Consider the following 15,811-nt stretch of genomic DNA (forward strand, 5'->3'; position numbering starts at 1 on the left):
GTCATCCGGATTTACGCACCGAACTGTGCCCGCGCCGCCGGGTCCTCACGGGTCCAGGTCGTCGGCGGCGCGCTCGGTGAAGATCCGCATGGCCTTGGCCGTCACCGGTCCCGCCGCGCCCGGCAGGTCCCTGCCGTCGACGCGGTGCACGGCCTGCACGTCCCGCAGCGTCGAGGTCAGGAAGACCTCGTCGGCCCGGTTCAGGACGTCGAAGGGCAGGTCGGTCTCGCGCGCTCCGGTCCACTCGGCGGCCAGCGCGCGCGTGATGCCCGCGAGGCAGCCGGAGGCCACCGGCGGGGTGTGGATCTCGCCGTCGATGACGACGAAGACGTTGGATCCCGTGCCCTCGCACAGCCGGCCCACGGTGTTGGCGAACAGCGCCTCGGTCGCGCCCTGTTCGGTGGCGCGGGCCAGGGCGAGGACGTTCTCCGCGTACGAGGTGGTCTTCAGGCCGGTGAGGGCGCCGCGCTCGTTGCGGGTCCACGGGACGGTGATCACGGCGGTGGAGTCGGGCCTGCGCCGCGTGGCGCCGAGGGCGACGACGAGGGTGGCGCCCTGGTCGCCGCGGTCGGAGCCGAGCGGCGAGAGGCCGCCGGTGTAGGTGATGCGCAGGCGGCCGAGGTCCAGGGGGTTGGCCTCCAGGACGGCGGCGCAGGCGCGGCGCACCTCGTCCAGGTCCGGCTCGGGCAGGCCGAGGCCGCGCGCGGAGCGGGCGAGCCGGTCGAGGTGGCGGGTGAGCGCGAAGGGGCGTCCGGCGGCCGCCTTGACCGTCTCGAAGACGCCGTCGCCGACGGTCAGGCCGTGGTCGAGGACGGAGACGCGTGCGGACTCGAGGTCGCGCAGGCCGCCGTTGAGCCAGATCTTCACGAAGGGGTCCCTCCCGTTGGTTCGTACGTTCCCGACGCTACCGCCAGCAGGCGCTCGGCCTTCAGCTCGGTCTCGCGCCACTCCCCCTCGGGGTCGGAGCCCCAGGTGATGCCCGCTCCCGTGCCGAACCGCAGGGTGCCGTCGGAGCGGTCGATCCAGAAGGTACGGATGCCGACCGCGAGCTCGCCTATTCGCCGGTCGGCGTCCACCCAGCCGACGCCGCCGCAGTACGGGCCCCGGGGCGCCGTCTCCAGGGCGTCGATGACACGCAGGGCGCTGGACTTCGGGGCGCCGGTGACGGAGCCGGGCGGGAAAGCCGCGGCGAGGAGCTCGGGCCAGCCCGTGGTGGCGCGCAGCTCGCCGCGGACGGTGGACACCAGGTGGACCAGGCCCGGGTGCTTCTCGACGACGCACAGGTCGGGCACGGTGACGGTGCCGGTGGCGCAGACGCGGCCGAGGTCATTGCGGACGAGGTCCACGATCATGACGTTCTCGGCGTAGTCCTTCTCCAGGAGGTCGGCCTCGGTCCGTCCGGTGCCCTTGATGGGGCCCGACTCCACGACGCTCCCGGTGCGCCGCAGGAACAGCTCGGGCGAGGCGGTGGCGACCTCCACGCCGTGCGCGGGCAGGCGGATCGTTCCGGCGTACGGAGCGGGGTTCCCGCGCGCGAGGAGGGCGGTGAGGGCGTCGATGTCGACGGGGCCGGGGCCGTCGGGGACGGGCGCGGACAGGACCCGGCAGAGGTTCGCCTGGTAGACGTCCCCGGCCGCGATGTGCGCGCGCACCCGGCGCACGCCGTCCGTGTACGCGGCGCGGTCGAGCGACGACGTCCAGTCACCGGCCGCCGGGCCGCGCCAGGCGCCGGGCACGGGCGCGGGCACCGGCTCCTCGCGCACGCGGCCGAAGCGGGCGCACACCAGAGCGCCCTCGAAGTCCGCGCAGACGGCCCAGAAGCCGCTGCTGTCCAGGGCCGAAGGGTCGCTGGTCACGTCGAGGAGGTCGGTCGCGACGAGGCCGCCGAAGCGCGCCAGGGGAGACAGGTCGTGCACGGCTGTGAGTCTATGACCGGTGCCCCGGCGGCGCCCCGGGCCCGCCGATCGGAGGCGACAGCGCAGCACGCTGCGCAAACGCGTTTTTGTACTGGCCCAGGAATCCGCTAGAGTTCAACACGTCGCCGGGACGCGGAAGCGGACCGGGAAAGACAAGCGGACGTAGCTCAGTTGGTAGAGCGCAACCTTGCCAAGGTTGAGGTCGCCAGTTCGAACCTGGTCGTCCGCTCGCAGGAACACGGGGGATCTTCCCGAATCCCCGTACTCCTGGTGGAGTGGCCGAGAGGCGAGGCAACGGCCTGCAAAGCCGTCTACACGGGTTCAAATCCCGTCTCCACCTCCAAGGACGATTAGCTCAGCGGGAGAGCGCTTCCCTGACACGGAAGAGGTCACTGGTTCAATCCCAGTATCGTCCACTGGAATCTCTGATCATGAGTTTTTGATCATGCAGAGGTTTCCCCGCGCGATTAGCTCAGCGGGAGAGCGCTTCCCTGACACGGAAGAGGTCACTGGTTCAATCCCAGTATCGCGCACGCAGCACCACCCACCCTCGGGTCTCGGCCCGTGGCTGGTCCCGCGCGATTAGCTCAGCGGGAGAGCGCTTCCCTGACACGGAAGAGGTCACTGGTTCAATCCCAGTATCGCGCACCAGCTCCACGAAGCCCCCGGCCGCCTCTCGGCCGGGGGCTTCGTCGTGTCCGCGGCCGGAGCCGCGGGGTGGCTCAGGACGAGAACAGCATGTGCCCGAAGCTCTTGTGCCGCTTGTGGCCGTGGTGCCCGTGGCCGTGGTGCCCGGCGTGCGGGGCGCCCCAGGCGGGGGCGGGCGCGGCCGGGTAGCCCTGCGGCGGGGCAGGCGGCGCGGGCGGCGCGGGCGGGCCCTGGTGGCCGCTCCACTGGCTCTCCAGGCGGGTCAGGGACTCCAGCTCGCCGTAGTCGAGGAATATCCCCCGGCAGCCGCCGCACTGCTCGATCTGGACGCCGTTGCGGTTGTACGTGTGCATCGCTGCGTGGCACTTGGGACAGTGCATGGGCGGCTCAACTCCTCGCCGTTCGTGACGCTTTCGCCGGATGTCTGCCCGGCTTTGGTGCTTTGCACCCTACTTCGTGGGGGTGGACCCCAGACCTGGCGGAACGGCGCTCATCCGGCGGCAGGCGGCGGTGAACTCCCGCTCGACCTCGTCCAGGGGGCGGTCGGCGGCCGTCGCCTTGGCGATGGCCAGGGCCGCGGTCTGCACGGTCAGCGCGCGGGCCGGGACGTCGAGGGCGGGCCACGGGTCGCCGCCGTCGGCGGGCACGGCGGGGCCGCCCGCGGCGCGGTAGGCGCCCAGGAACCGCGTCCACTCCCGCGCGGTGAGCAGGCCGCAGGCGTACCAGGCGGCCGGGCGGGCCAGGTCCCAGGCCGGGTCGCCGGTGCCGAGGTCGTCGACGTCGATGAGCAGCCAGTCGCCGCCGGGGCCGCGGACGAGCTGGCCCAGGTGCAGGTCGCCGTGGCACAGCCGGCCCTGCCCCGGGGGCGGCGTCTCGTGGCGGGCCCACGGGGGCAGGGCCGCCCAGGCGCTCTCGACGGCGGGCGCGTCGGGGTGCGGGGCCCTCGCCGTGGCCGCGCGGAGGCGGGCGACGGCGCGGGCCGCCTTCTCCGGGCCCCGCATCGCGGGCAGGGGGTGCGGGAGCCGCTCCGGCGGGGTGCGGTGCAGGCGGGCCAGGAGGGTGGCGGCAGCCTCCCAGGGGGCGGTGTCCGGGTCGTCCCGGTCCACGGGGGTGCCGTGCGGCCAGAGCGTGACCAGGCGGTCGTGCAGGAGGGCGGGGCGGTCGCGCAGGGGGGCGAGGAGGGTGTGCGCGAGGGCCGGGTGAGCGGCGGCGGCGAGGCGGGCGCTCAGGGCGGGTTCCGGGGTGCCGGGGGCGTGGGCCTTCGCCACGACGGGGCCGTGGCGGACGACCAGGGCGTCGGGGCGGTCCGCGAGGGTCGCGTCGGGGGGTGCGGGGCAGGGGCAGGCCGTGGGGGTGGGGTGGGCGTGGTGCTTGGCGGCTGCGGTGAGGGCGGGCAGGAGGGGGTGGGTCACGGGGGTCCTGGCGGGGTGGGCGGGGGCGGGCCGGGGGGTGGGCGTGTGGTGAGGGTACGTGGTGCTGGGGGTGTGCCCGCGCGGGGCGCCCCAGGCCCGCCCCTTCCCGAACCGGGGGCTGCCGCCCCCGTCCCCCCGCCCAACCGCGTTGGCGCTTCGCGCCTCGTCCTCAAACGCCGGACGGGCTGAAACTCCGCGTCCGGTGTCGAGAGAACAACACGTGAAAAGAAACAGCCCGCGCAGCTCCCCAGCTGCGCGGGCTGTCGTGCCGTCCGCCGCACCCCCGTCCCCACGGGGTTTCATGGCCGGATGTCCCCGCCCGGACCGCTCTTCCGGGCCTGGGGCGCCGCTCAGCGCCCCAGCATCACGCCCACGGACGACGCTTGTGTGACCACTGCTTCCCAGCCGCCGAAGACGACGATCAGCAGGGCTGCCAGGGGGAGGACCATGAGCGTGGCCACCAGCGGGTGGCGGGTTCCGGAGGGCCGGACGCCCAGGGTGGAGAGCTTTCGTCCCTGTGTCCGGATCATCGTCCGCGGCGCGGTGTCCGCCATGGTCACTCTCCCTTCCTGACGTGCTTCAGATGGTTCGTTTGGCAGCGGCGGGTGTCTGACCTCGGGGGACGAGTGCTGCACCCGCCGCTTGACCTCAAATCTAGGCGCGTGGGGGGCGCCGCACGTCATGCCCTCGTACCGATTGGCTGGCCTCCCGGAGGATGAGCGCCCGTCACACAAGTACTCCCGTGGGTGGAGACGGGGTCCTAGGACCCGCCTAGGACTCAGGGTCTTCCCGGAGGGGGCGGGTGGTGCGCTCGGAGGCGTCCTCCCTGGGCACTGGCTGCTCGACCAGGGCCAGGACGCGGGTCGCCATGAAGCGGGCGGTGCGGACCACGGAGCCGCTGCGGGTGACTTCGCTCACTTCCACCACTCCCCTGCGGACGGCGGTCTCCACGCGGCGGCCCGCCCGGCTCGCCACCACTTCGTACGTACGCGTCGTGTCCCCGGCGTCGACGACTATCTCCACTCGGTCACCCTTCACGGGATCAATCCCCCTTTGATGGTGGGTGGTTGGGAGTGCGGGTGGACACGAAGGCCCCTGGGCGCGCGCCACCTGACCACTTTTCAAGTTTCGCACCGGGCACTGACAATCGATCGGCTCGTGAGGGCGCGGCCTCTGCACGTGCCCGGCCGTGGAAACGTAAGCTGTGGCTCGTCAGACGGACCGGGCAGCGGGGATGAACATGGCGATGATGCGCCTGAGGCGCGAGGACCCGCGTGTCGTCGGCTCGTTCAGGCTGCACAGGCGGCTGGGTGCCGGCGGGATGGGTGTCGTCTATCTGGGCTCCGACCGCCGTGGCCAGCGCGTGGCGCTGAAGGTGATCCGGCCCGATCTCGCCGAGGACCAGGAGTTCCGTTCGCGCTTCGCGCGGGAGGTGTCGGCGGCCCGGCGCATCCGGGGCGGGTGCACCGCCCGGCTCGTGGCCGCCGATCTGGAGGCCGAGCGGCCGTGGTTCGCCACGCAGTACGTGCCCGGACCCTCCCTGCACGACAAGGTCGCGGCGGAGGGCCCGCTGGCCGCCGCCGACGTCGCCGTCATCGGCGCCGCGCTCTCGGAGGGGCTCGTCGCCGTGCACGAGGCCGGTGTGGTGCACCGCGACCTCAAGCCGTCGAACATCCTGCTGTCCCCCAAGGGGCCCCGGATCATCGACTTCGGGATCGCCTGGGCGACCGGCGCCTCGACGCTGACACACGTCGGCACCGCCGTCGGATCGCCCGGCTTCCTCGCCCCCGAGCAGGTGCGCGGAGCCGCCGTCACGCCCGCCACAGACGTGTTCGCGCTCGGCGCCACCCTCGCCTACGCGGCGATGGCCGACTCGCCCTTCGGGCACGGCAGTTCCGAAGTGATGCTGTACCGGGTGGTGCACGAGGAGGCCCAGCTGCAGGGCGTACCCGACGCGCTGGCGCCGCTGCTGCGGGCCTGTCTCGCGAAGGACCCGGAGGAACGTCCCAGCACGCTCCAACTGTCGCTGCGGCTCAAGGAGATCGCGGCCCGCGAGGCACAGGGGCTCGGTGACGTCCGCCCGCCCGCGCCCCGCCACGACCCCCACGACCAGCCCACGGGGCGCCTTGAGGAGTACGCCGATCAGCGCACCCTGCGCCGCCCGGCACCCGGCACTCCCCCACCGCGCACCGGCGGTTCGCGGACCGGCGGCCCCCGGACCGGGGAGTCCCGCACCGGCGGCGCGCGCACCGGCGGCTCCCGGTCGGGCTCGCGTCCGGCCGCGCCGCGCGGCACCCGGGGTTCCGGCAGCAGGCCCGCGCCGCGCAGCGGCACCGGGCGGCAGGGGCCGCGCACGACGGGCACCCGGCTGCGGCCGGCCAACCCCCGGCTGCTGCGCCAGCGGCTCTTCGTGTTCGTGGTCGTGACGCTGCTCGTGGCCCTCGGCATCGCGGCCGCACAGGGGTGCCAGGGGCCTTCGCGCGGGCTCGGTGACGTACGCCAGGAGCAGGGCATCAGCGATGCGCGGCAGCGGTCCGCGGACGTCGGCGAGCGTCCGGAGTTCCCGCTTCCGCGCTAGTCCCCGCTAGTCCCCGCTGCCGCGTTCGTTCCCAGTCCCGCGTTCGTTTCCGCTCCCGCGTTGGTTCCCGCTGCCGCGTTCGTGACGCGTCAGGTGCCGGGGCGGCCCGTCGCCACGGCGTAGAACGCCACCGCGGCGGCCGCGCCCACGTTCAGGGAGTCGACGCCGTGCGCCATCGGGATGCGCACCCATTCGTCGGCGGCGACCAGAGCCTGGCGGGACAGTCCCTCGCCCTCGGCGCCGAGCATCAGGGCGACGCGCTCCATGCGGTGGGGCGCCGTCTCGTCGAGGGTCTTCGCCTTCGCGTCGGGGGTCAGGGCGAGCAGGTCGTACCCGGCCTCGCGCACTTCCTCCAGGCCCTTCGGCCACGACTCCAGGCGGGCGTACGGCACGGAGAAGACGGCGCCCATGGAGACCTTCACCGAGCGGCGGTAGAGCGGGTCCGCGCAGTCCGGGGAGAGCAGGACCGCGTCCATGCCGAGCGCGGCCGCCGAGCGGAAGATGGCGCCGATGTTCGTGTGGTCGTTGACGGCTTCCATCACGGCGACGCGGCGGTGCGCCCGCAGCAGTTCGCCCGCCGTGGGCAGCGGCTTGCGCTGCATGGAGGCGAGGGCGCCGCGGTGCACGTGGTAGCCGGTGACGCGCTCGGCGAGCTCGGGGCTGACGGCGTAGACCGGGGCGGGGACCTCGTCGATGACGTCGCGCATGACGTCGACCCACTTGGCGGAGAGCAGCATCGACCGCATCTCGTAGCCCGCGAGCCGGGCGCGCCGGATCACCTTCTCGCCCTCGGCGATGAACAGGCCCTCGGCGGGTTCGCGCCTGCGGCGCAGCTCGACGTCGGTCAGGCCGGTGTAGTCGCGCAGGCGCGGGTCGGCGGGGTCCTCGATGGTTTCGATGCTGCTGAGAGGGGCCACAGGGTGATACTGCCTTGTCCGGGATGAGGTGCCAACGCCTGGGGGCCCGGCGCGTTACCGGTGGTTACGCGGGGGCCCCGTAGGCGTGCGGTCGTCGGGAGGGGTGCGGGATCAGGCGGGGGTGTCGGGGGCGAGGCGCGCCACCGCGCCGATCACGATGACCGCCGGGGGCTTCACCTCGTGGGTGCGGACGGCTTCGGCGACCGTCGCCAACGTCGCGTCGACCCTGCGCTGGGTGGCCGTAGTGCCTTCCTGGACGAGGGCGACGGGCGTGTCGGCGGGCTTGCCGTGGGCGGTCAGGGCCTCGGCGATCCTGCCGATCTTGTCGACGCCCATGAGGATGACGAGCGTGCCGCGCAGCTTGGCGAGGGCGGCCCAGTCGACCAGGGAGCGCTCGTCGTCGGGTGCCACATGGCCGCTGACCACGGTGAACTCATGGGCCACCCCCCGGTGCGTGACCGGGATGCCCGCGGCGCCGGGCACCGAGATCGAGCTGGAGATGCCGGGGACGACGGTGCAGGGGATGCCCACGTCGGCGAGGGCCTGGAGCTCCTCCATGCCGCGTCCGAAGACGTACGGGTCGCCGCCCTTGAGGCGCACCACCGACTTGCCCTGCTTCGCGTGCTCGATCAGGGCGTTGTTGATGGCTTCCTGCGCCATGAAGCGGCCGTACGGGATCTTCGCCGCGTCGATCACCTCGACGTGCGGGGGCAGCTCGGCGAGCAGGTCGCGCGGGCCGAGGCGGTCGGCGATGACCACGTCCGCCTCGGCGAGGAGCCTGCGGCCGCGGACCGTGATCAGGTCCGGGTCGCCGGGGCCGCCGCCGACGAGGGCGACGGTGCCGGTGGCGGGGCGCGAGCGGTGGTGCGGGGCCACCAGGGTGCCGTCGCGCAGGCCCTCCACCACGGCGTCGCGAATGGCGGCGGTGTGGCGGGGGTCGCGCTCCTTGGCGTCCGTGGTGAGGACGGCGACGGTCACGCCCGCGCTGTGGCCGGTGGCCGGGGTCCAGGCGGTGGCCTCGTCGGCGTCGTCGGAGCGGACGCACCAGACGCGGCTTCGCTCCCCCTCGGCCGAGGCCCTGGCGTTGGCCTCGGGGTCGCTGGTGGCGATCAGGGCGTACCAGGTGTCGGTGAGGTCGCCGTCGGTGTACCTGCGGCGGTGCCAGGTGATCTCCCCGGCGGTCGCCATCGCCTCCACCGAGGCGGTGGCCGACGGGGACACGAGGTGGACGTCCGCGCCCGCCGCGATGAGCGCGGGCAGGCGGCGCTGGGCCACCTGCCCGCCGCCGAGGACCACCACGCGGCGGCCGGTGAGGCGGAGGCCTACGGGGTAGGCGGGGTGTTCGGTGGCCATGGGGTGCGCCTTTCCTTGGGGCGGGGGTGGGGGCGGAGTGGGTGGGGTGGGCCCTGCCGGGGGCTCCCCAAGCCCACCCCTTCCCGGCTGCGACACTTTGCGGCTCCGCCGCGGGAAGGGCTCCGCCCCCTGGACCCCCGTTTGTCGCGCTTCGCGCTCGTCCTCAAACGCCGGACGGGCTTGAAGGGGTCTACTTCTCTGTTACGCCTGCGGAGTCGAAGGTAGCCACCTCGTGCATCGCCCGCGCCGCGCTCTGCACCACCGGCAGGGCCAGGAGGGCGCCGGTGCCCTCGCCGAGGCGCAGGTCGAGGTCGACCAGCGGGCGCAGGCCCAGCTTGTTCAGGGCCGCCACGTGGCCCGGCTCCGCGCTGCGGTGGCCCGCGATGCAGGCCGCGAGGACCTCGGGGGCGATGGCGCGGGCCACCAGGGCGGCAGCGCCCGCGCTGACGCCGTCCAGGATGACGGGGGTGCGCAGGGACGCGCCGCCGAGGAGCAGGCCGACCATGGCCGCGTGTTCCAGGCCGCCGATCGCGGCGAGGACGCCGATGGGGTCGGCCGGGTCCGGCTGGTGCAGTTCGAGGGCGCGGCGTACGACCTCGACCTTGCGGGCGTGCATCTCGTCGTTGATGCCGGTGCCGCGGCCGGTGACCTCGGCGGCGTCGGTGTCCGTGTACACGGAGATCAGCGCGGCGGATGCGGTGGTGTTGGCGATGCCCATCTCACCGGTCAGGAGGGCCTTGTTGCCCGCCGCCACCAGGTCGCGCGCGGTCTCGATGCCGACCTCGATGGCGGCCTTGACCTCCTCGCGGGTGAGGGCGGGTCCGGTGGTCATGTCGGCCGTACCGGCACGGATCTTGCGCGGCAGCAGGCCCGGGGTCGCGGGCAGTTCACCGGCGACGCCGACGTCGATGACGCAGACCTCGGCGCCCACCTGGGTGGCGAAGGCGTTGCAGACGGCGCCGCCGCCGAGGAAGTTCGCGACCATCTGGGCCGTCACCTCCTGGGGCCAGGCCGTGACGCCCTGGGCGTGCACGCCGTGGTCCCCGGCGAAGATCGCGACGGCCGCGGGCTCCGGGATCGGCGGCGGGCACACCCGGGACAGGCCGGAAAGCTGCGCGGAGATGATCTCCAGCATGCCGAGCGCCCCCGCGGGCTTCGTCATGCGCTTCTGCCGGTCCCAGGCCTCGCCGAGCGCCTTGGCGTCCAGCGGGCGGATGTTGCCGACGGTCTCGGCGAGCAGGTCGTGCGGGTCCTCGCCGGGCAGCGCGCGACGGCCGTACGTCTCCTCGTGGACGACCCAGGACAGCGGGCGGCGCTTGGACCAGCCCGCCTGCATCAGCTCGGGCTCGTCCGGGAACTCGTCGACGTACCCGACGCACAGGTAGGCGACGACTTCGAGGTGCTCGGGCAGGCCGAGCGCGCGGACCATCTCGCGCTCGTCGAAGAAGCTGACCCAGCCGACGCCGAGGCCCTCGGCGCGGGCCGCGAGCCACAGGTTCTCGACGGCGAGCGCCGAGGAATACGGGGCCATCTGCGGCTGCGTGTGGCGGCCGAGGGTGTGGCGGCCGCCGCGCGTGGGGTCGGCGGTGACGACGATGTTCACCGGGGTGTCGAGGATGGCCTCGATCTTCAGTTCCTTGAACTGTTTCGCGCGGCCCTTGGGCAGCGACTTCGCGTACGCCTCCCGCTGGCGCTGGGCCAGTTCGTGCATGGTGCGGCGGGTCTCCGCGGAGCGGATGACCACGAAGTCCCAGGGCTGGGAGTGGCCCACCGACGGCGCCGTGTGGGCCGCCTCCAGGACGCGCAGGAGCACCTCGTGCGGGATCGGGTCGGAGCGGAAGCCGTTGCGGATGTCGCGGCGCTCGCGCATGACGCGCAGGACGGCCTCGCGCTCGGCGTCCGCGTAGCCCGGCGCGGGCGGGTCGAGGGGGGTCACGGGCTCGACCGGCGCCGCGGCGTCGGCCGCGAGGGGTTCGGCGAGATCAGCCTCGGCCGCCTCGGCGTCCTCGCCCTGCGTGGCCGCGGTGGGCGGCAGCGGCTCGGGGTGGCCGGTCGCCTCGGCGGGCGGTTCCTCGGCGCCGGTGGGGGCGGCGAGGCCTGGGGCCGTCGGCGGGAGGGGGTGCGCGGTCTCGTCGGAGGGGTGCGCGGGGTCGGTCGGCTCGGCCGGGTGAGGTGCTTGCATCGGCTCGTTGGGGTCGGTCGTCCCGGGGGCGGACGGCGTCGGGCCGTCCGTCACGGCGACGGGTGCGGGTGGATCGGTGACGGCGGGCGCGGCCTCGGGCCAGTCGCCGTCGCGGGGTGCGGGCACGGTGACCGCGGGCTGCTCGCCCGGGTCGGCGGAACCCGCGTCCGGGAACTCGGCCGCCGGTGCCTGGTCGCCGGGCCGCTGGCCCGCCGGGTCCTCCGCCTTGGCGGGAACGGCGAACTCCGGGGGTACGGAGAGCGGTCGCGGCGGCGTCGGCGCCAGGTGCGGGGTGGTCGGCACCGAGCCCTCGACCGGCACGAACTGGCCGAGGGGTACGGGCGTCTGGACCTCCGGGGGCAGCTGCGGCCCCTGCGCGCCGGGCCACGGCTGGGCGCCGTCGGGGGCCTGCGGCATGACCGCGGCGGCCTCGGCCTTACCGGCCGCGGGGGCCAGCGGGGGCTCGTCGGCGAACGGCGCTCCCCCGGCCTCCGGGGTGAAGGCGTCCCCGGAGGCGGGAACGGCGGCGGGACCGGGCGCGGGCGCCGGGACGCCGTCCGCGGTCGGGGCGTCCGCCGTCGGGCCCTCGGCGCCGGCCGTGCCCTCCGCGCCGGTCGGCAACTCGGCACCCGGCACGGCTTCGGCGGCGCCCGGCTCGGGGGCGTGCGCCTCGGGAGCGCCCGGCTCGGGGGCGTGCGGGAGCGCCGGGTCGGCGGCGGCGACAGCGTCCGGGGCATCGGAGGCAGCCGCGGCGGACTCCGCGCCCGACGGCTGCGCCGGGTCGACGATGTGCGCCGAAGGCACTTCCTGCGCCCCGGCGGGCGCGCTGGCCTCGCCGGGTGCGCCCAATGCCTCAGGTCCTCCGGGGGCGACGGGCGCGTCGGACGGCGGGAGGGGGTGCGATGCGGCTTCCGGGGCCGGGGGGGCGTCTGTGTTTTCTGCGTTGCTTGCGTTGCTTGCGTTGGCTGCGTCGCTTGCGTTGACTGCGTCGCTTGCGTTGCCGGCAATGCCTGCGTTGCTGGCGATGCCTGCGTTCTCGGGGTTGTCTGCGTTGTCTGCGTTGCCTGCGTTGCCTACGACGCCTGTGGCGTCCGCGATGCCCGTGGCAACTGGGGCTTCCGGGACTGCCTGGGCCACCGGGACCGCCGGGGTCACTGGGGTCGCCAGAGACTCGGGGGCCATCAGGGGCTCGGGGGCCATCGGCGGAACCGAGACCACTGGGGCTACTGGGACCACTGGGGAAACCGGGACCACTGGGGACACCGCGGACTCAGGGGCCAGAGGCGCCACCGGGGCCACCGGAACCTCCGGTGCGGCCGAGGTTTCGGTGCCCCCCGTGGGCACCGAGGCCTCAGCGACATCCGCTACCAGCGATGCTTCCGCCACCACTGATGCTTCCGGGGCCGCCGATGCTTCCGAGGCCACCGGCACCTCTGGGGCACCTGAGCCCTCCGGGGCCACCGACACCTCTGGGACGACCGTTTCTGCAGGTGTCCCCTGAGGAATCTGCGCCGGTACGCCCGTCGCGCTCTGGGGCGGCGCGGACCAGGGCGACGCGCCCTGCGGCGGGATCTCACCCAGCTGCGGGCCCGGCAGCGCGCCGGTGTCCTCGCGCGGGACGTCCAGGTACTCGGGGCCGCTGGTGGGCGGGCCCGCCTTGCGCACCGGCACGGCGTGCGGGGGGCCGCCCGCGGGGCCCCGGTCGGACAGGGACCGGACGGGGCTCGCGGCGCCGTCCGGGACGGCGGGCGCGGCGGGGCCGCGGTGCAGCGGGCGGCGGGCGGGGCCGTGGTGCGAGGCGGGGGTGTGGTGGGCGGGGCCCGCGGCCAGCGGCACGCCGTTCAGGTCCATGGAACCGCTGTCGCGGCCCGCGGTCTCATGCGGTCCGGGCTGGTGGGCGACCTGCTCCGGGCCGACGGCGGCGAAGGGCTCGGCGGCCGCGGGCTGACCGGCGCCCGGCTGGCCGGTGCCCGGCAGGCCGACGGCCGCGGGGGCCATCGGGGCGGCCTGCGACACCTGGCCGTCAGGGCCGGTCGGGCCCGTCGGACCGGTCAGGCCAGTCGGACCGGCCGGGCCAGTCGGACCGTTCGGGCCCGCGTGCGCGGCCAGCGCCTGGTCCGCGGGGAGTGCCTGGGCGTAGACCGCCTGGGCCGCCTGCGGCTGCGCGAACCGCGCGCCCACGACGCCCGGCTGCGCGGGCACACCCGGCGCGCCGCCCTGCTGCGGGGCCCCCTGGGGTCCGGCCGGGAACGGGCCCGGAGCCGCGACCGGCTGGCCGGTGCCCGGCTGCGCGGCCTGCGCCTCGCTCCACGCGCCCTGGGCACCCGGCATCAGCAGCAGGTCGTCGTCCTCGGCGGGATGCTCGGAGGGATCGAGGAAGGTGTAGGGGTCCGGCGCGGGGACGCCCGACTGCTCCACCATGCCTGCGCTCTCCGGCAGTCCCTCGCCCGGGATCTGGCCGGTGTCGGTCATGCGTACCCCTCGCCCATTGGTTAGTCCTTCTGTGACCGCCCGTCATCCGCAACGAGCGCGGGTGCCGCGCGGCACGCGCCGCGTACGGACCACAAGGCATTGTCGCGGTTGCTCCGCCGCCGCGGCAGCGTGATCGGCCACGGTCCGCTGTGGACTGCGCCACGTCGCGCGTCCAGCGGTCCGCCGTACCACACACACCCCCCAAAACGGGCGGGCTTTCCGGACCTTGACCAAGGAATCGCCGGGCATCCGGGTGCGGTACAACGATCGGCCAGCCTACCGCGCACGGCGCGATGACAGGGGCGGCAGGGTCACGCGCTGCGGTCGAGCAACAGCCCCGCGACCAGGAAGACGACGGTCCGCTTCCGCTCTGTCCAGGCGCGGGTGTCGAGTTCGACGGACTGCAGCAGGGCGCACTCGACGGCGTAGCCGTGCTCCGACAGGTTCCTGCCGAGGAGTTCGGCGGCGTCGCGGGTCGCGGCGTGCGTGACGATGCGCTCCGGGCGCCGGTCGGCGACGGCGGACACGACGGCGGCGCCCCCGCCCCCGACGCGGACGACGTCCGGCTCGGGCAGGCTCTCCAGGATGTGCGGCGCGGTGCCGCGCACGATGTGCGCCTGTACGCCGAAGCGGCGGGCGGCCGCCGTGGCGCGAGCGCAGGCGTCCGGGTCGCGGTCGACGGCGATGACGGCGGCGCCGAACCGCGCCGCCTCCGCGGCGAAGGCGCCGCTGCCGCAGCCGATGTCCCAGACCAGGTCGCCCACGCGGGGGCCGAGGCGGGCGAGTTGGGCGGCGCGGATGCGGTCGGTCTCGCCCTCGCCGAGTTCGTGCTCACCGCCGTACGCGGCGGCGGGCAGGGCCCAGCCGCGGGGCTCCGTGCCGGGGGCGCGGCCGGAGATCCAGCCGCTGTCGTGGGTGGCCGAGCCGCCGATGACGATGACGACGTTCGGGTCGCGCCAGGTGTGGTCGGCGGCCTTGTCCGAGGTGACGACGCTGACCCGCTCCCGCTCGGTGCCGAGTTCCTCGCAGATCACGAAGGTGCGGTGGACGCCCTCCAGGAGCAGCCCGAGTTCGGCGGGACCGGCGCCGGGCGAGGTGAGCACGGCGACCTTGCCGTGCGCGCGGCAGACGTTGACGGCCCGGCGCAGGGTGCGCGGGTGGGCGACGACGACCTGGGTGTCGTCCCAGGGCATCCCGGCGCGGGCGAAGGCCTGGGCGACGGAGGAGACGGCGGGGACGACCTCGACCTCAAGGCCGAACTCCGGGGCGCGCAGGGTGCGGACGACGCCGAAGTAGCCGGGGTCGCCGTCGGCGAGGACGACGGCGGTGCCGCGGTGGGCGGCGATGCGGCGGGCGGCGAGGGCGACGCTGCCGAGGCGGACGCGTTCGGCGGCCGGGGGAACCTCAGGAAGAGCCAGGTGGTGCGCGGCGCCCGCCACGAGGGTGGCGGCGCTCAGGGCCGAGCGTGCCGCGGTGGTCAGCGGCGAGCCGTCCCAGCCGATCACCGTGACCCGGTCGGCCATCGTCGTCTGTCTCCTGGGGTGTCGTGGGTCGCGGGTCGTCGGGTGGGTCCTGTGGGTGCGGCCCGGTGGGAGCGTACCTGGTGGCGGCCCGCCGGGTGGTCCCCGATCCCGCCCCTGTGGGCCCGGGTCAGTTCCAGTCGGAGAACGTCGTCAGCTGGTCCGTGACGCCTTCGAGGTCCTCCGGCAGGAGGCTCCAGACGATGAGGTCCGTGCGGAGGTCGAGCCAGCCGCCGAGCGGGTCGCCGCCGTTTCTGACACGTGCTATCCACGCGCCGCGCAGCACTCCCTCGCTGATGCAGCCGATCTTCTGGGCGACCTGCTGGGCGGCGGTGTTGTCGGCGGCGGTGCGCAGCTCGATGCGCTCGAACTTCTGGTCGTGGAACAGCCACTGGGCGGTGGCGAGGGCGGCCTCCGAGGCGTAGCCCTCGCCGCGGGCCCAGGGCGCGGTCACGTAGGAGAGCTCGCTGGAGCGCACCCGCCAGTCGGTGCGGCGCAGCTGGACGGCGCCCACGAGGCGCTGGGTGAGGAACTCGGTGACGGCCAGGCAGAGGCCGTGGCCCGCGGTCCGCTCGGCGGGCGCGCGTGCGGTGATCCAGGTACGGGCGTCGGCCTCGGTGTAGGGCTGGGGCACGGCGGTCCAGGCGGTGACGAGCTCGTCGTTCATCATCTCCGCGTACGCGGGGACGTCCGCTTCCTCGAAAGGGCGCAGCACAAGGCGCTCCGTGCTGAGGGAGATGTCGGGGAACTCCGAGGAGCCTGAGGAGGCTGTGGTCATGCGCCGCTCCGTAACCTTCATGGGCCTGTCGCTCC

General features: G+C 74.7%; 12 protein-coding genes and 5 tRNA genes. 6 read left to right on the plus strand and 11 right to left on the minus strand.

Annotated elements, in window-relative coordinates:
- Positions 1 to 45: 45 nt before the first annotated feature.
- Together AC07A4_RS24105 and AC07A4_RS24110 are read right to left on the minus strand one after the other, a co-directional pair.
- Entirely contained in the window at positions 46 to 867 is an 822-nt protein-coding gene (locus AC07A4_RS24105) for an aminotransferase class IV (RefSeq protein WP_478602066.1), read from the minus strand.
- Complete coding sequence (locus tag AC07A4_RS24110; RefSeq protein WP_478602068.1) at positions 864 to 1,916, minus strand: chorismate-binding protein; 1,053 nt, start codon at positions 1,914 to 1,916, stop codon at positions 864 to 866. Before AC07A4_RS24110 ends, AC07A4_RS24105 begins: the two co-directional genes overlap by 4 nt.
- A gap of 156 nt (positions 1,917 to 2,072) precedes the next feature.
- On the opposite strand from AC07A4_RS24110, the gene AC07A4_RS24115 reads away from it, so the two are divergent.
- From AC07A4_RS24115 to AC07A4_RS24135, 5 genes are all read left to right on the plus strand, one after another.
- Positions 2,073 to 2,145, plus strand: a tRNA-Gly gene (locus AC07A4_RS24115).
- Positions 2,146 to 2,185: 40 nt separating this feature from the next.
- Positions 2,186 to 2,259, plus strand: a tRNA-Cys gene (locus AC07A4_RS24120).
- A 1-nt stretch (position 2,260) separates the two neighbouring features.
- Positions 2,261 to 2,332: transfer RNA gene (locus AC07A4_RS24125), tRNA-Val, on the plus strand.
- A 45-nt stretch (positions 2,333 to 2,377) separates the two neighbouring features.
- Positions 2,378 to 2,449 (plus strand) — tRNA-Val (locus AC07A4_RS24130).
- 43 nt (positions 2,450 to 2,492) lie between these two features.
- A tRNA-Val gene (locus tag AC07A4_RS24135) sits at positions 2,493 to 2,567 on the plus strand.
- A gap of 71 nt (positions 2,568 to 2,638) precedes the next feature.
- Here AC07A4_RS24135 and AC07A4_RS24140 read toward each other — a convergent pair.
- The 4 genes from AC07A4_RS24140 to AC07A4_RS24155 all read right to left on the minus strand — a co-directional run bounded on the left by AC07A4_RS24140 (position 2,639) and on the right by AC07A4_RS24155 (position 5,014).
- Entirely contained in the window at positions 2,639 to 2,944 is a 306-nt protein-coding gene (locus AC07A4_RS24140) for a TFIIB-type zinc ribbon-containing protein (RefSeq protein WP_478602070.1), read from the minus strand.
- A 69-nt stretch (positions 2,945 to 3,013) separates the two neighbouring features.
- The gene (locus AC07A4_RS24145; protein ID WP_478602072.1) at positions 3,014 to 3,976 is read right to left on the minus strand and encodes a phosphotransferase; all 963 of its coding nucleotides are present in this window, start codon (positions 3,974 to 3,976) and stop codon (positions 3,014 to 3,016) included.
- Positions 3,977 to 4,326: 350 nt separating this feature from the next.
- Positions 4,327 to 4,530: a hypothetical protein gene (locus AC07A4_RS24150; RefSeq protein ID WP_478602074.1), complete on the minus strand. Its 204-nt coding sequence runs from the start codon at positions 4,528 to 4,530 to the stop codon at positions 4,327 to 4,329.
- A gap of 217 nt (positions 4,531 to 4,747) precedes the next feature.
- Complete coding sequence (locus AC07A4_RS24155; protein WP_478602076.1) at positions 4,748 to 5,014, minus strand: hypothetical protein; 267 nt, start codon at positions 5,012 to 5,014, stop codon at positions 4,748 to 4,750.
- 196 nt (positions 5,015 to 5,210) lie between these two features.
- Between AC07A4_RS24155 and AC07A4_RS24160 the strand changes: the two genes are divergently transcribed.
- The gene (locus AC07A4_RS24160) at positions 5,211 to 6,554 is read left to right on the plus strand and encodes a serine/threonine-protein kinase (RefSeq protein ID WP_478602448.1); all 1,344 of its coding nucleotides are present in this window, start codon (positions 5,211 to 5,213) and stop codon (positions 6,552 to 6,554) included.
- An 89-nt stretch (positions 6,555 to 6,643) separates the two neighbouring features.
- Here the strand turns inward: AC07A4_RS24160 and AC07A4_RS24165 are convergent, their stop codons facing one another.
- From AC07A4_RS24165 to AC07A4_RS24185, 5 genes are all read right to left on the minus strand, one after another.
- The gene (locus tag AC07A4_RS24165; RefSeq protein ID WP_478602078.1) at positions 6,644 to 7,471 is read right to left on the minus strand and encodes a TrmH family RNA methyltransferase; all 828 of its coding nucleotides are present in this window, start codon (positions 7,469 to 7,471) and stop codon (positions 6,644 to 6,646) included.
- A gap of 111 nt (positions 7,472 to 7,582) precedes the next feature.
- Positions 7,583 to 8,824, minus strand: coding sequence for a uroporphyrinogen-III C-methyltransferase (gene cobA / locus AC07A4_RS24170; RefSeq protein ID WP_478602080.1), 1,242 nt, complete (start codon positions 8,822 to 8,824; stop codon positions 7,583 to 7,585).
- 190 nt (positions 8,825 to 9,014) lie between these two features.
- A complete protein-coding gene (gene cobT / locus AC07A4_RS24175) occupies positions 9,015 to 13,478 on the minus strand; it encodes a nicotinate-nucleotide--dimethylbenzimidazole phosphoribosyltransferase (protein ID WP_478602082.1) in 4,464 nt (1,487 codons plus the stop codon).
- 311 nt (positions 13,479 to 13,789) lie between these two features.
- Positions 13,790 to 15,001, minus strand: a complete 1,212-nt coding sequence (gene cbiE, locus AC07A4_RS24180; RefSeq protein WP_478602084.1) for a precorrin-6y C5,15-methyltransferase (decarboxylating) subunit CbiE — start codon at positions 14,999 to 15,001, stop codon at positions 13,790 to 13,792.
- Between the two features lie 127 nt (positions 15,002 to 15,128).
- Complete coding sequence (locus AC07A4_RS24185) at positions 15,129 to 15,776, minus strand: GNAT family N-acetyltransferase (protein WP_478602086.1); 648 nt, start codon at positions 15,774 to 15,776, stop codon at positions 15,129 to 15,131.
- Between the last annotated feature and the right edge of the window lie 35 nt (positions 15,777 to 15,811).

The organism is Streptomyces sp. NPDC043996, from assembly GCF_056435225.1.